The 16,351-nt window shown below is 46.8% G+C and carries 13 protein-coding genes and 1 other annotated feature; of the genes, 11 read left to right on the forward strand and 2 right to left on the reverse strand.

The window, feature by feature from the left end; translation table 11 throughout:
• Positions 1-55: 55 nt before the first annotated feature.
• From rplA to tuf, 11 genes are all read left to right on the forward strand, one after another.
• Complete coding sequence (gene rplA, locus A3848_RS19255) at positions 56-748, forward strand: 50S ribosomal protein L1 (protein WP_074086516.1); 693 nt, start codon at positions 56-58, stop codon at positions 746-748.
• Between the two features lie 68 nt (positions 749-816).
• Positions 817-970, forward strand: a sequence feature (ribosomal protein L10 leader region).
• Positions 971-1,034: 64 nt separating this feature from the next.
• A complete protein-coding gene (gene rplJ / locus A3848_RS19260) occupies positions 1,035-1,538 on the forward strand; it encodes a 50S ribosomal protein L10 (protein WP_074086517.1) in 504 nt (167 codons plus the stop codon).
• Positions 1,539-1,603: 65 nt separating this feature from the next.
• Positions 1,604-1,963, forward strand: coding sequence for a 50S ribosomal protein L7/L12 (gene rplL / locus A3848_RS19265; protein WP_074086518.1), 360 nt, complete (start codon positions 1,604-1,606; stop codon positions 1,961-1,963).
• 140 nt (positions 1,964-2,103) lie between these two features.
• Entirely contained in the window at positions 2,104-2,700 is a 597-nt protein-coding gene (locus A3848_RS19270; RefSeq protein ID WP_074086519.1) for a class I SAM-dependent methyltransferase, read from the forward strand.
• Between the two features lie 422 nt (positions 2,701-3,122).
• Positions 3,123-6,668, forward strand: coding sequence for a DNA-directed RNA polymerase subunit beta (rpoB, locus tag A3848_RS19275; protein ID WP_074086520.1), 3,546 nt, complete (start codon positions 3,123-3,125; stop codon positions 6,666-6,668).
• A gap of 111 nt (positions 6,669-6,779) precedes the next feature.
• Positions 6,780-10,391 (forward strand): DNA-directed RNA polymerase subunit beta', encoded by a 3,612-nt coding sequence (gene rpoC, locus A3848_RS19280; RefSeq protein WP_074086521.1) that lies wholly within the window; start codon positions 6,780-6,782, stop codon positions 10,389-10,391.
• Between the two features lie 182 nt (positions 10,392-10,573).
• Entirely contained in the window at positions 10,574-10,825 is a 252-nt protein-coding gene (locus A3848_RS19285; protein WP_020427076.1) for a ribosomal L7Ae/L30e/S12e/Gadd45 family protein, read from the forward strand.
• Between the two features lie 132 nt (positions 10,826-10,957).
• Positions 10,958-11,377, forward strand: coding sequence for a 30S ribosomal protein S12 (gene rpsL / locus A3848_RS19290; RefSeq protein ID WP_020427075.1), 420 nt, complete (start codon positions 10,958-10,960; stop codon positions 11,375-11,377).
• Positions 11,378-11,422: 45 nt separating this feature from the next.
• Positions 11,423-11,893: a 30S ribosomal protein S7 gene (rpsG, locus tag A3848_RS19295; RefSeq protein WP_020427074.1), complete on the forward strand. Its 471-nt coding sequence runs from the start codon at positions 11,423-11,425 to the stop codon at positions 11,891-11,893.
• A 48-nt stretch (positions 11,894-11,941) separates the two neighbouring features.
• The gene (gene fusA, locus A3848_RS19300) at positions 11,942-14,020 is read left to right on the forward strand and encodes an elongation factor G (RefSeq protein ID WP_074086522.1); all 2,079 of its coding nucleotides are present in this window, start codon (positions 11,942-11,944) and stop codon (positions 14,018-14,020) included.
• Positions 14,021-14,127: 107 nt separating this feature from the next.
• Positions 14,128-15,318 (forward strand): elongation factor Tu, encoded by a 1,191-nt coding sequence (tuf, locus tag A3848_RS19305; RefSeq protein WP_039298612.1) that lies wholly within the window; start codon positions 14,128-14,130, stop codon positions 15,316-15,318.
• A 127-nt stretch (positions 15,319-15,445) separates the two neighbouring features.
• On the opposite strand, the gene A3848_RS19310 is transcribed toward tuf, so the two are convergent.
• Entirely contained in the window at positions 15,446-15,787 is a 342-nt protein-coding gene (locus A3848_RS19310) for a cupin domain-containing protein (protein ID WP_074086523.1), read from the reverse strand.
• 36 nt (positions 15,788-15,823) lie between these two features.
• Positions 15,824-16,276, reverse strand: coding sequence for a V4R domain-containing protein (locus A3848_RS19315; RefSeq protein WP_074086524.1), 453 nt, complete (start codon positions 16,274-16,276; stop codon positions 15,824-15,826).
• Positions 16,277-16,351: the final 75 nt, after the last annotated feature.

Consider the following 16,351-nt stretch of genomic DNA (forward strand, 5'->3'; position numbering starts at 1 on the left):
TGACCGTAATATGTGGGAGGAATTTCCGCTAATACCACAAAGGAGGAACATTTTCATGGCTAAACATGGTAAGAAATACCAGGAATCTGCTAAGCTAATCAATAGCGAAGCGACTTACGAGCCTTCAGAAGCTGTAGAGCTTGTGAAAAAGGCAGCCACTGCTAAATTCGACGAAACCGTTGAAGCAGCAGTTCGTCTGGGTGTAGACCCCCGTAAACAAGACCAAGCAGTACGTGGTGTTGTTGTCCTGCCACACGGCACAGGCAAAACACAACGCGTGCTTGTATTTGCAAAAGGTGAAAAAGCGAAAGAAGCGGAAGCTGCTGGCGCGGATTTTGTAGGTGATCAGGATATGATCAACAAGATCCAACAGGGCTGGTTTGAATTCGACGTCTGCGTAGCTACACCTGATATGATGAGTGAAGTCGGTAAACTTGGTCGTTTGCTTGGTGGTAAAGGTCTCATGCCTAACCCTAAAGCCGGCACAGTTACTTTCGATGTTACTAAGGCTGTTCAAGAAATTAAAGCCGGTAAAATCGAATACCGTCTCGATAAAGCAGGCCAAATTCACGCGCCTATCGGCAAAGTGTCTTTTAATGCTGAACAACTGAACGAAAACCTTAAATCCCTGATCGATGCTCTGAACCGTGCGAAACCAGCTGCTGCCAAAGGTGTATATCTTAAAGGCATCGCAATTTCGTCTACTATGGGACCAAGCGCTCGTGTGAATGCAGCTGCTTTCAGATAAATAAAGGTTGACTCTCTGGGTCATCTTTGATAATCTGTAACAGTTGTGAACTTTAAGGTGATCATTCTTCAACTTGAATATGCTTACCGTAGACAGTAGGTGCCGTGAGGCTTAATTCCCTACCGAGGTGTTGTGATAGAAACAAGAAGTGTATGGCGCTTGCCGGACCACTATCGTTTTATCAAGCCTTCGTGAATCTGCGGAGGCTTTTCTAATGCCTGCGTAGGACGGTGTGGTTTCTTCGAAAACAATCGCCGTAACATAATTTTTCAGGAGGTGTATACAATTGGCAAATGCAAAAGTAATCCAAGCTAAACAGGACGCGGTTGATGTTGTTACCGGCAAACTGCAGAACAGTGTTTCTACTGTTGTTGCGGACTACCGCGGATTGAACGTTGCCCAAGTGACTGAACTGCGCAAGCAGCTTCGTGAAGCTGGGGTTGATTTTCAAGTCCTGAAGAACACATTGGTTCGTCGTGCAACAGCTGCGGCTGAACTGACTGAACTCGATGCCGTTCTGACTGGTCCTACAGCGATCGCTTTCAGCGAAACAGACGCAGTAGTAGCCGCTAAGATTCTGAACGATTTCGCTAAAAAGAACGATGCTCTGAAACTTAAGGGTGGCGTTGTGGAGGGCCGTGTCATCGATGCGGACCAACTGAAAGCACTGGCTGAGCTTCCTTCCCGTGAAGGTTTGCTGTCTATGCTGCTTAGCGTACTTCAAGCTCCAATGCGCAACTTCGCGCTTGCAGTTAAGGCTGTTGCTGAGAAGGAAGAACAAAGCGCGTAAGCCTTTGATTCTAGTATTATAATCATTACCACAAATAAATTTAAATATAAAATGGAGGTTCAATCATGAGCAAAGAAACAATCTTGGAAGAAATTAAAGGCATGAGCGTATTGGAACTGAACGACCTGGTAAAAGCAATCGAAGAAGAGTTCGGCGTAACTGCAGCAGCTCCAGTAGCAGCTGGCGGTGCAGTAGCAGCAGTAGAAGAAGAACAATCCGAATTCGACGTAATCTTGACAGGCGCTGGCGCTTCCAAGATCAACGTTATCAAGATCGTTCGCGAAATCACAGGCCTGGGCTTGAAAGAAGCTAAAGACCTCGTAGACAACGCTCCAAAAGCAATCAAAGAAAAAGTAAGCAAAGAAGAAGCCGAAGCTACCAAAGCAAAATTGGAAGAAGCAGGCGCAGCTGTAGAAGTGAAGTAATATAACTTTTATGGTTTTGCACCGGGAATAGGTGTTATGCCTGTTCCCAGTTCTAGCAACCCCCTTGAACTTGTTCAAGGGGGTTGCTGTATAAGCTATGCCTTGCTAGAAAGAGCAGAACGAAAGGGAGGATATATAATATGTCGCAGCATTATTACTCGCAGCAGCCGGATGCGCGTCATGATAGACGCACCATCGATACGGTTCTAAGAGGAAAAAGCCTCCGCTTTACCAGCGACGCCGGTGTCTTTTCCAAAGGAGATATCGATTACGGCAGCCGTGTACTAATCGAAACGATGGATATTCCGGATGGAACCTCCGTACTTGATGTGGGTTGTGGTTACGGCCCGATCGGGATTAGCGCAGCTTATCTGGCCCCCAAGGGACATATCACGATGATTGATATTAACAGCAGGGCGGTAGAACTAGCTCGTGAGAATGCCCGGAACAATGGGATTAGCAATGTAACCGTATTGGAGAGTGATGTACTCTCTGCCGTGAAGGGACGGAAATTCGATGTGATTGTGACAAATCCTCCGATTCGTGCCGGTAAGACGGTGGTGCATCAAATTTTCGAACAAGCCTATGAGCATTTGAATAAGGGCGGAGCGCTGTGGGTTGTGATTCAGAAGAAACAGGGGGCACCATCGGCAGTAGCCAAGCTTGAGAGCATGTTTGAGGATGTAGAAGAAGTAGGGAAAGACAAAGGCTATCGGATTATTAAAGCACAAAAATAAAAATAAATAGCATGTTGACATGTATTGTCGATAGTGTTATTATTATAAAATGTCAGTATTAAGATAGGCTCCATGTCTTTAGTTTGCTGAAATGTCAAGTAATATATTGTCGCCGGTAAGCGCATGCCGTACGGCAAGTTTTTGCGAATTCAGTTCTCTATGTTCCTGTCACGGCGAGGGTCGCCGGGTCAATAGATAATAGCGCATAAACTGTTGCTTGGTGACGTATAATACCTACGTTTTAGGCAAATCTACGGATAAGGAGTATTTTGGCCGTGGAAAGATGCGCTCTTTTTTCGAAGATTTCGATAAGGGCTTTTCTTTATTTATGGCTGAGTCCTTGTGTTATGGTTCCATTATACGGGTCCAAACAAGGGTTCGCAATCAATTTTTAAGTGAGTAGACATGAGGGGTGAGTAAAGTTGGCAGGACATCTTGTTCAGTATGGTCGACGCACTCGGCGGAGCTATGCGAGAATTAAAGAGGTACTCGAGGTCCCTAACCTGATCGAGATCCAACAGAAATCGTATGATTGGTTTTTGGAGGAAGGTTTGCGTGAAATGTTCCAGGACATCTCGCCAATCCAGGATTTCACAGGCAATTTGGTACTTGAGTTCATTGATTACAGCCTAGGCGAACCGAAGTATACGGTTGACGACGCTAAAGAGCGGGACGTGACATATGCGGCTCCTCTGCGTGTGAAGGTGCGGCTCATCAATAAGGAGACCGGTGAGGTCAAAGAGCAGGAAGTGTTCATGGGAGATTTCCCGCTGATGACGGAGACCGGCACTTTTATTATCAATGGTGCGGAACGGGTTATTGTCAGCCAGTTGGTTCGCTCTCCAAGCGTCTATTTCAGCACGAAAGTAGATAAGAACGGCAAAAAAACCTACACCGCCACAGTAATTCCAAACCGCGGAGCTTGGCTTGAATTGGAAACGGACGCTAAGGACATCATGTATGTTCGTATCGACCGGACACGTAAGATTCCAGTTACTGTCCTTCTGCGTGCTCTCGGTTTCGGCAGTGATGCCGAGATTCTGGAACTGCTTGGGAATGATGAATATATTCGCAATACGCTGGATAAAGACAATACGGACTCCACTGAGAAGGCGCTTATTGAAATTTACGAGCGTCTGCGTCCGGGCGAGCCGCCGACACTGGATAACGCCAAGAGCCTTTTGGTCGCACGTTTCTTCGATCCGAAGCGCTATGATTTGGCTAATGTCGGTCGTTACAAAATCAATAAAAAGCTGCACATTAAGAACCGGTTGTTTAATCAGCGGCTGGCACAGCCTTTGGTTGATGAGGCTACTGGAGAAATTCTGGCGGAATCCGGACAAATGGTTGACCGCAGACTTCTTGATGAGCTGATCCCTTATTTTGAGAAAGAAGTCGCTGCCAAAACCTACCGAGTTACCGGTGGAGTACTGGACAGTGAAGATATCCCGTTGCAAACGATCGATGTATTCTCGCCGATCGAGGAAGGCCGGGTTATCAAGCTGATTGCCAACGGCAATATCGATAAATCCGTTAAACATATTACCCAGGCTGATATTATTTCCTCAATCAGCTACTTTATTAATTTGCTGCATGGTATCGGCAATACAGATGACATTGACCACTTGGGTAACCGTCGTCTGCGTTCCGTGGGTGAATTGCTGCAGAACCAATTCCGTATCGGGTTGTCCCGTATGGAACGCGTAGTGCGTGAGAGAATGTCGATTCAAGATGCGAATGCAATTACTCCGCAGGCTCTGATCAATATTCGCCCGGTTATTGCGTCTATTAAAGAGTTCTTTGGTAGTTCCCAGCTGTCGCAGTTTATGGACCAGACGAACCCGCTTGCTGAACTTACGCATAAGCGTCGTCTATCCGCACTCGGACCCGGGGGTCTGACCCGTGAACGCGCTGGCTTTGAAGTCCGCGACGTACATCACAGTCACTACGGCCGTATGTGTCCAATCGAAACACCGGAAGGTCCGAATATCGGTTTGATCAACTCCTTGTCCACCTTTGCCCGCATCAATGAGTACGGCTTTATTGAGGCTCCGTACCGTTGGGTGGATCCGAAGACCGGCAAGGTGACAGAACATATCGATTATTTGACCGCCGATGAAGAAGATAACTATGTAGTTGCTCAGGCAAATGTGCAGATCGATGAAGATGGAACCTTTAAGGAAGACATGGTTATCGTTCGTTACAACAAGGATTCAGACAACATTACCACTATGCCTAGTAACCGCGTTGACTACATGGACGTATCACCAAAACAGGTTGTATCAGTCGCTACGGCGCTCATTCCGTTCCTTGAGAACGATGACTCCAACCGCGCACTGATGGGATCTAACATGCAGCGTCAAGCCGTTCCACTTCTGATTCCGAAGGCTCCACTTGTCGGTACAGGAATGGAGCATAAATCCGCTAAGGACTCTGGCGTATGTATTGTCTCCAAATATGACGGTATTATTGAACGTTCTTCTGCCAACGAAATCTGGCTGCGCCGGGTTGAGATGATTGAAGGCAAAGAGGTTAAAGGTGATATCGTTAAATATAAATTACACAAATTTATGCGTTCGAACCAAGGTACCTGTATAAATCAGCGTCCACTGGCTAAAAGAGGCGACGTTGTGAAGAAGGGTGACATTCTTGCAGACGGACCTTCCACGGAAATGGGTGAATTGGCCCTGGGCCGCAACGTAGTTGTTGCGTTCATGACTTGGGAAGGTTACAACTACGAGGATGCGATCCTGCTGAGTGAAAAGCTGGTCAAAGAAGATGTATACACTTCGATTCATATTGAAGAATACGAATCTGAGGCTCGTGATACCAAGCTGGGACCAGAAGAGATTACCCGTGATATTCCAAATGTCGGTGAAGAAGCGCTTCGCAATCTCGACGAACGCGGTATTATCCGTATTGGTGCGGAAATCAATGCTGGTGACATCCTTGTCGGTAAAGTAACCCCTAAGGGTGTAACTGAACTGACTGCTGAAGAGCGCCTGCTCCATGCAATCTTTGGTGAGAAGGCACGTGAAGTGCGTGATACTTCCCTGCGCGTTCCTCATGGTAGTGATGGTATTATCGTTGACGTTAAAGTATTCACCCGTGAGAATGGTGATGAACTACCACCAGGTGTGAATCAATTGGTTCGTGTCTACATCGCTCAGAAACGTAAGATCTCTGAGGGTGACAAAATGGCCGGACGTCACGGTAACAAGGGTGTCGTTGCCCGTATACTTCCTGAAGAAGATATGCCTTTCCTGCCAGATGGTACGCCAGTACAGGTAGTACTGAACCCGCTGGGCGTTCCTTCCCGTATGAATATCGGACAGGTGCTGGAAGTTCATATTGGTATGGCTGCACTTCGTCTGGGGATTCACGTTGCCACTCCGGTATTTGACGGTGCGCGCGAGTATGACGTCTTCGATACGATGGAAGAAGCCGGCATGCAACGCAATGGTAAAACTGTGCTATACGATGGCCGTACAGGTGAACGCTTCGAACGTGAAGTAACTGTCGGTGTCATGCACATGATCAAACTGGCGCACATGGTTGATGATAAGATTCATGCCCGCTCCACAGGTCCTTACTCACTCGTTACCCAGCAGCCACTTGGCGGTAAAGCCCAGTTTGGTGGACAGCGTTTCGGGGAAATGGAAGTTTGGGCGCTTGAAGCCTATGGCGCTGCTTATACACTGCAAGAAATCTTGACAGTAAAATCCGATGACGTGGTTGGACGTGTGAAAACGTACGAAGCCATTGTCAAGGGTGAGAACTTGCCGGAACCTGGTGTACCCGAAGCGTTCAAAGTATTGATCAAGGAACTGCAGTCGCTGGGTATGGATGTTAAGATCCTCAGTGGCGATGAGCAGGAGATTGAGATGAAGGAACTGGACGATGAGGACGAGACGTCAGGCGACAAGCTGAGCCTGAATTTGGAAGGCGCGGAAGTCGGGATAGAGTAGTTCTAGTAAAGCTGAATTTCATTGAAATGAACCGTGCCCTCTGTTGACCTAACCGTCAAGAGAGGGCCTATGCGGTAATAAATCAAGATATAGATTAAGGAGGGTTGCTCCTTGTTGGACATCAACAGTTTTGAATTTATGAAAATCGGGCTTGCTTCTCCGGAAAAAATTCGCTCTTGGTCCCGCGGAGAAGTAAAAAAACCGGAAACCATTAACTATCGTACGTTGAAACCGGAAAAAGAGGGCTTGTTCTGCGAGCGCATTTTCGGACCGCAAAAGGACTGGGAATGCCATTGTGGTAAATACAAACGTGTACGTTATAAAGGCGTTGTGTGCGATCGTTGCGGCGTTGAAGTTACACGTGCCAAGGTTCGTCGTGAACGTATGGGTCACATCGAATTGGCTGCTCCGGTTTCTCATATCTGGTATTTCAAAGGGATTCCAAGCCGTATGGGTCTGGCCCTTGATATGTCCCCAAGATCGCTTGAAGAGATCATCTACTTTGCATCTTATGTTGTAACGGATCCAGGTGAAACACCGTTGGAGAAGAAACAACTTCTGTCCGAGAAGGAATACCGCAGCTATCGTGAAAAATACGGTTACGGATTCCAAGCCGGAATGGGTGCTGAAGCGGTTAAAAAGCTCCTTCAGGATATCGATATCGATAAAGAACTGGAATTCCTCAAAGAAGAGCTGCGCACAGCTCAAGGTCAACGCCGCAACCGGGCGATCAAACGCCTGGAAGTGATCGAGGCTTTCCGCAACTCCGGCAACAAGCCTGACTGGATGATCATGGATGTACTTCCGGTTATTCCTCCTGAGCTTCGTCCAATGGTTCAACTCGATGGTGGCCGTTTTGCTACGTCTGACCTTAATGATCTATATCGTCGTGTAATTAACCGTAATAACCGTCTGAAAAGACTGTTAGACCTCGGTGCGCCAGACATTATCGTGCAGAACGAGAAACGCATGCTTCAAGAGGCCGTAGATGCTTTGATTGATAACGGCCGTCGTGGTCGTCCTGTAACAGGTCCTGGTAACCGTCCGCTCAAATCCCTCAGCCATATGCTGAAAGGTAAACAGGGACGTTTCCGCCAGAACTTGCTCGGTAAACGTGTTGACTATTCCGGACGTTCCGTTATCGTAGTAGGCCCGTACCTGAAAATGTATCAATGCGGTCTGCCTAAGAAAATGGCGCTCGAATTGTTCAAGCCGTTCGTGATGAAAGAACTTGTTAACAAGGGCCTTGCCCATAACATCAAGAGTGCAAAACGAAAAGTTGAACGTGTCAGCCCAGAAGTGTGGGATGTGCTTGAAGATGTCATTAAGGAGCATCCGGTTCTGCTGAACCGCGCACCTACGCTTCACAGACTCGGGATTCAAGCATTTGAACCCATTCTGGTTGAGGGTCATGCTATCCGTCTGCACCCACTCGTATGTACGGCTTACAATGCCGACTTTGACGGTGACCAGATGGCAGTTCACGTTCCTCTGTCCGCTGAAGCTCAGGCTGAAGCACGTATCCTGATGCTGGCTTCCGGTAACATTCTGAACCCTAAAGATGGCAAACCGGTAGTTACACCTTCTCAGGATATGGTCCTTGGTACATTCTATTTGACCATGGACAACAAGGAAGAAAAGGGAAGTGGCATGATTCTGCGTACCGTGAACGAAGCTGTATCGGCTTACCAACGCGGAACTGCAGGCTTACATGCTCGCGTAGCTATTCCTGCCAAAGCTCTCGGCAAAACATGCTTTACGGAAGCTCAGCAGAATGCAATGCTAATTACAACTGTCGGTAAGATTATCTTCAACGAAATCTATCCAAGCAGTTTCCCTTACATCAACGAAGCAACAAAAACCAACCTGCTGCAAGGCACACCTGAGAAATATTTCATTTATGAAAAAGGCGCGGATATTCGCGAATTGATCATGAGCCTGCCGGATGCAAGTGCAGTAGGTAAAGAATATTTAGGTTTGATTATTGCCCGTTGCTTTGAGATTTACCATACAACCAAGACATCTATGATTTTGGATAAAATCAAGCAACTCGGCTTCACGTACTCCACTCGTTCCGGTGTTACTGTAGCCGTATCGGATGTTATTGTACCTGAAGAGAAAGTAACCATTCTTAAAGAATCGGAAGCTAAGGTTGATGTGGTTGCCAACCAATACCGTCGTGGTCTGATTACCAATGATGAGCGGTATGACCGCGTCATTGAAATCTGGTCGAAGACGAAGGATGATCTTACGAACATCCTGCTCAAATCGATGGACCGGTTCAATTCTATCATGCTCATGGTTGACTCCAAGGCGCGTGGTAACAAATCGCAGATTACACAGCTGGGTGGTATGCGTGGTCTGATGGCTACACCTTCAGGACGGATTTTTGAATTGCCAATCAAGGCGAACTTCCGTGAAGGCCTAACCGTCCTCGAGTACTTTATTTCCACTCACGGAGCTCGTAAAGGTCTGGCCGATACAGCGCTGCGTACAGCGGACTCTGGTTATCTAACCCGTCGTCTCGTTGACGTTGCACAGGACGTTATTGTCCGTGAAGAAGACTGTGGTACGGATAAAGGCTTCACTGTCAGCCGGATACAGGATGGCAAGGAAGTTATCGAGGATTTGTATGACCGTATTGAAGGCCGTTACTCCTTTGAAACTGTTCGTCATCCAGAGACGAAGGAAGTCATCGTTAACCGTAACGATCTGATTGACTCCGACAAGGCTGAGGAAATTGTGAACGCAGGGGTAACCAAGCTGCAAATTCGCTCTGTATTGAGCTGCCGTGCCCGTCACGGGGTCTGCAAGAAATGCTACGGACGTAATCTGGCAACAGGCAAACATGTGGATATCGGTGAAGCTGTAGGTATTATCGCCGCTCAATCCATCGGTGAGCCAGGAACCCAGCTTACCATGCGTACGTTCCATACCGGTGGTGTTGCCGGTGATGACATCACGCAAGGTTTGCCTCGTATTCAAGAGCTGTTTGAAGCCCGTAACCCTAAGGGTCAGGCGACAATTAGTGAGATTGATGGTGTAATCAAGGAAATCCGTGAAACCAAGGACCGTCGTGAAATCGAGGTACAAGGGGAAGCTGAGTCCAAAACCTACTCTATTACCTATGGCTCGCGTCTACGTGTTAGTGAAGGCCAGGAGATCGAAGCTGGGGATGAACTGACAGACGGTTCGATCGACCCGAAAGAAATGCTGCGCATCAAAGGGATCCGCGGGGTACAAAACTACATTCTGCAAGAAGTACAGCGTGTATATCGTAACCAGGGCGTTGAAATCAATGATAAGCACATTGAAGTTATGATTAAGCAAATGCTGCGCAAGATCCGCATCATCGAAGCTGGTGATACGAATCTGTTGCCGGGTGCTTTCTCTGATATTCATGAGTATGAAGCAGCCAACAAGGAAGCAATTCTGTCTGGTAAGGAGCCGGCAGTTGCCAAACCGGTACTGCTAGGTATTACCAAAGCTTCGCTTGAAACAGACTCCTTCTTATCTGCGGCATCCTTCCAGGAAACCACTCGTGTCCTGACAGATGCAGCGATCAAAGGTAAAGTGGATAAACTTCTCGGCCTGAAAGAAAACGTTCTGATTGGTAAGCTGATTCCTGCCGGTACGGGTATGAACCGTTACCGCAATGTCACGCTTAGCGATCCGAATGAAGAAAGCAAGCTGGAAGCTCTAGAGACGGTTCCTGCTGAATAGTTGAATAATCATAGTGGCAGTTTTACGCGTCATGGTCGTTATAGATCGTGACGCGGTCACTCCACTGTGAGTATTTATAAATTTATTGCCGAATTTCTTGACATCATCAGATGATAATGCTAATATGTCTAAGGTGCGTGAGTGGCCTTGTTATTCTTGTTCATTGGAGGTAATCATATATTATGACTGATGATATGGGATTGCAGGATGCTCAGGTCAAGATCGGTACCAAACAAACCGTCAAGGCGGTAGAGTTGGGCCAAGCCGCAGAAGTCTATGTGGCGGAGGACGGAGATCAACGGCTTACTTCCAGAATTGTTATGCTTTGCAACAAACAAGGCGTGAAGATCACTTATGTTGATACCATGCTGAACTTGGGCAAAGCTTGCGGTATAGAAGTTGGTGCTGCTATGGCAGCCGTCTTAAAACAATAGCAAGGAAATTGTTTTTGTACCGGGGTACACTCCGGCAGCAAAGACTTTTCATTTGTCTTTTTATGAACCGCCTGGGTCTGTGGACTTAATGTTCGTAAATGGATTATCATTTCAGGAAGGGGGTGGCACAACATGCCAACTATTAATCAACTGGTTCGTAAAGGCCGTCAAGCCAAAATCGAAAAGTCCAAATCTCCCGCTCTGCAAAAAGGGTTTAACGCCCTGAAGCGTGAGGCTACAAACTTGAGCGCTCCGCAAAAACGCGGTGTATGCACTCGTGTAGGCACAATGACACCACGTAAACCAAACTCCGCACTTCGTAAGTATGCCCGTGTTCGTTTGACGAACCGTCTTGAGGTGACTGCTTACATTCCGGGGATCGGACATAACCTTCAAGAGCACAGTGTAGTATTGCTGCGCGGAGGTAAAGTTAAGGACCTTGCAGGAGTTCGTTACCACATCGTACGTGGCGCTCTAGATACTGCAGGCGTAGCTAACCGGATGCAAGCTCGTTCCAAATATGGTGCGAAACGTCCTAAGGCTAAGAAATAAGATTGCAATACCTGAATAATAAACATTTAAGAAAGGGGGATATCCATGCCACGCAAAGGTCCAGTTACTAAGAGAGATGTATTGCCAGATCCATTGTATAATAGCAAGTTGGTTACTCGTTTGATCAACCGTATTATGCTGGGTGGTAAAAGAGGTGTCGCTCAAAGCATTCTGTACAATTCGTTTAAATTGATCCAAGAACGTACGGGCAAAGAACCGATGGAAGTTTTCGAAGCAGCCATCAAGAATATCATGCCGGTATTGGAAGTAAAAGCTCGTCGTGTCGGCGGTGCTAACTACCAAGTGCCTATCGAGGTTAAACCTGAGAGACGTACTGCTCTGGGATTACGTTGGCTCGTGAACTACTCACGCAACCGCGGTGAGAAGACTATGGAAGAGCGTTTGGCGGCTGAGATTATCGATGCTTCCAACAACACAGGCGCTTCTGTTAAGAAACGCGAAGATACGCACAAAATGGCTGAAGCGAACAAAGCGTTTGCTCACTACCGCTGGTAGGATCTAAAGCCGTTCAAATAACTTATATTTTGAAGGGAGACCCATTTCATGGCAAGAGAGTTCTCCTTGAAAAATACACGTAATATCGGGATCATGGCACATATTGATGCTGGTAAGACTACTACCACTGAGCGGATTCTATTCTATACAGGCCGTACGCACAAAATCGGTGAAGTTCACGAAGGTGCTGCAACAATGGACTGGATGGAACAGGAACAGGAGCGCGGAATCACTATTACTTCCGCCGCTACAACTGCTGCATGGAAAGGTCACCGCATCAATATCATTGATACTCCGGGACACGTTGACTTCACTGTTGAAGTTGAACGTTCCCTTCGTGTATTGGATGGGGCAGTAGGCGTTTTCAGTGCGAAAGAGGGCGTTGAACCTCAGTCTGAAACTGTATGGAGACAGGCTGACCGTTATGGTGTTCCCCGTATCGCATATGTTAACAAAATGGATATCATTGGCGCGGACTTCCTTAACGTCGTAGAAAGCATGCGTGATCGCTTGCAAGCCAACGCAGTTGCAATTCAACTGCCAATTGGTGCCGAAAACGACTTCGTTGGTATTATTGACCTGGTTGAGCAAAAAGCTCATATCTTCAAAGATGACCTTGGTCAAAATATCGAAATCACAGAAATTCCTGCTGATTATTTGGAACAAGTTGAGACTCTGCGTCTTGAGTTAATCGAGAAGGTAGCAGAACTTGACGAAGATCTGACTATGAAGTACCTGGAAGGCGAAGAAATCACAGTTGACGAAATCAAAGCTGCACTGCGCAAAGGCGTATGTGACGTTAAGATCTTCCCTGTAATTGTCGGATCCTCCTACCGTAACAAAGGTGTTCAGCTCATGATGGATGCTGTTGTTGATTACTTGCCATCCCCACTGGATGTACCTGCTATTCAAGGTCATCTGGATGACGGTACAGAAGCGGTTCGTCACTCTTCGGACGAAGAACCATTCGCAGCACTGGCATTTAAAATCATGACAGACCCTTATGTAGGTAAACTTACGTTCTTCCGGGTATACTCCGGTGTACTGGAATCCGGTTCTTATGTAGTTAATGCTACTAAGAACAAACGTGAGCGTATCGGCCGTATCCTGCAAATGCATGCGAACAGCCGCCAAGAAATCTCCATTGTATATTCCGGTGATATCGCGGCAGCAGTTGGTCTGAAGGACACAAGTACAGGCGATACACTTTGCGACGAGAAACACCCGGTAATCCTGGAGTCCATGAACTTCCCTGATCCGGTTATCGAAATCGCAGTTGAACCAAAAACCAAAGCTGACCAAGATAAATTGGGCGTTGCTCTCGGAAAGTTGACTGAAGAGGATCCAACTCTTCGTGCTCACACTGATGAAGAAACTGGCCAAACTATCCTGGCAGGTATGGGTGAGCTTCACCTGGATATTATCATCGACCGTATGCGCCGCGAATTCAAGGTAGAAACCAACGTGGGTAAACCACAGGTTGCTTACCGCGAAACATTCAAAGCACCAGCACGCGTTGAAGGTAAATTCGTTCGCCAGTCCGGCGGTCGCGGTCAGTACGGTCACGTATGGGTTGAGTTTGAACCCCTCGAGCCAGGTACAGGCAGCAAATTCGAAAGTAAAGTTGTCGGTGGTTCTGTACCTAGAGAATACATCGCTCCTGCACTTGCCGGTATTGAAGAGCAAATGAAAAACGGCGTTCTTGCAGGCTTCCCGCTTGTAGACGTTAAGGCAACCATCGTAGATGGTTCTTATCATGATGTTGACTCCAACGAAATGGCGTTCAAAATTGCCGGCTCGATGGCACTCAAAGCGGCTAAAGAAAAGTGCAAACCTGTACTGCTCGAGCCAATCATGAAAGTGGAAGTAACCGTCCCTGAGGAATACATGGGCGATGTTATGGGTATGCTGAACTCCCGTCGCGGTAGAATCGAAGGTATGGATTCCCGTGGTGGAGCGCAGATTATCCGTGCAAAGGTGCCTCTTTCCGAAATGTTCGGATACTCCACAACTCTCCGTTCTGGTACTCAAGGACGCGGTGTATTCTCAATGGAGCTTTCTCACTATGAAGAAGTTCCTAAATCCATTGCAGAAGAAATCGTATCCAAGAACAAAGGCGGAGAATAGTCTCCATTTTAACTTGCCGTCCGGATATCAATACTCAGTCATCTAGAATTACATGTAGGCGGGCGGCTCAAATATAAGGAACCCCACATTAAGGAGGAACTGTTCAAATGGCAAAGGCAAAGTTTGAACGTAACAAACCACACGTTAACATCGGTACCATTGGTCACGTCGACCATGGTAAAACGACTCTGACTGCTGCAATCACTACTGTATTGTCCAAAAAATACGGTGGCGCTGCTGTAGCATTCGACCAAATCGACAAAGCTCCTGAAGAACGCGAACGTGGTATCACTATTTCCACAGCTCACGTTGAATATGAAACTCCTAACCGTCACTACGCTCACGTAGACTGCCCTGGACACGCCGACTATGTTAAAAACATGATCACTGGCGCAGCGCAAATGGACGGAGCAATCCTGGTTGTATCCGCAGCTGACGGCCCTATGCCACAGACTCGTGAACACATCCTGTTGTCCCGTCAAGTAGGTGTTCCTTACATCGTCGTGTTCCTGAACAAATGCGACATGGTTGAAGACGAAGAGTTGCTTGAACTGGTTGAAATGGAAGTTCGCGACTTGCTGAGCGAATACGACTTCCCAGGCGATGATACTCCAATCATCCGTGGATCTGCTCGTGAAGCTCTTCAGAACCCTGAAGGCGAATATGCACAGAAGATCGTTGAAATGTTCGAAACGATCGACACGTACATCCCGCTTCCAGAACGTCAAACTGACAAGCCTTTCTTGATGCCTGTCGAAGATGTATTCTCCATCACTGGCCGCGGTACTGTGGCAACTGGTCGCGTAGAACGTGGAACAGTTAAAGTCGGAGAAGAAATCGAAATCGTTGGTATTCACGAAGAAAAGAAAAAATCCGTTGTTACAGGCGTTGAAATGTTCCGTAAATTGCTCGATTCCGCTCAAGCGGGCGACAACATCGGCGCATTGCTGCGTGGTGTAGACCGTAACATGATCGAGCGTGGCCAAGTATTGGCTAAGCCGAACTCCGTTAACCCACACACTGAGTTCACTGCTCAGATCTACGTTCTGACTAAAGAAGAAGGCGGACGTCACAAACCATTCTTTACTGGTTACCGTCCACAATTCTACTTCCGTACAACTGACGTAACTGGCATCATCAACCTGCCAGAAGGTACTGAAATGGTTATGCCTGGTGACAACATCACTGTAACTGTTTCCCTGATCTCCCCAATCGCTATTGAAGAAGGTACTAAATTCTCCATTCGTGAAGGCGGACGTACAGTTGGTGCCGGTTCCGTAGCTTCCATCCAAAAATAATTCGGCTCTATCCGTAAGGATAGATCTGAACTACAAGAGCAGGGATTCTTCTAACGAAGAGTCCCTGCTTTTTTACGCAAAAAAACTCTACCTCCAAATAGATTGAAAGTAGAGTTGGAACTATCTCCTATATCTCCTTAGAGTACATTGAATTAGGAGTTTTACTTAATACTACATGCAGGCTTGCGGGCTGATCACTGCTGTTTTTGTAAGCAAATGATTCATCACCGGCAATATGCAGAATTTCTCCTTCAGCGAAAGGATAATCAATATCATTCACTTGAATAGTCCCTTCTCCTTTTAACGCTAAGATGTATACTTCGGATCCTGGATGCTTGTGGACAGGTAACTGCTGATCTGGCATGAAATTAAGCACGAAGACTAAGCTATCCCCTTTTTGAAAAAGAATTCGCTTTGTAAAACGCTCATCCTGATAATGAATTGCTTCTGCTACAGTTTTTTTCTCCATGTCATTCCCTGCTTTCAATTGTTTGATTTGTTTAGATTACAGTTTAACCTCATATTCACAATGTTCATGGCCAGTTGCATTACACTTGATCTCTTTTACTGAAATTTTTCTTCCCAGTATTTTAGTTAGAGCTCCCTCCAGAATGGCTCCTTCCAAATCGCAAATCATTTTTTCCTCAGCAAGGGTGGGTAGACCTTTGCAGAAGCAATCCTCGACTGCAATGTTTATTTTGTGTTCATCTGAATGAACTATTCGGGGGAGTCCAATCTTGAGATCTTCGAATAGCATAATCAGTTCCTCTACAGAGGTAGCAGGCAGGCTCTCACCAATCTTCCTTCCTATAGTTAGTGTGGTTCCTTTACCGCCAAGCGGTAAGCCTTGATTTAAGCCAATAAGACGAATCGTTCGAAAGAGCTCCAGAGGAACCATATCCCCCAGCTGTGATCGATCCACTTTTTTCATATCATCAAAGGTGTATCGCAGATTCATTAATTTCATCTCCTTCTTATTGTTCTCTCTCTATACTTTTATTTTGAGGGATGTGAAGAGAATATTCCTTGATGT

This window comes from Paenibacillus sp. P32E, from assembly GCF_001909085.1.
Taxonomy (GTDB): domain Bacteria; phylum Bacillota; class Bacilli; order Paenibacillales; family Paenibacillaceae; genus Paenibacillus_AQ; species Paenibacillus_AQ helianthi.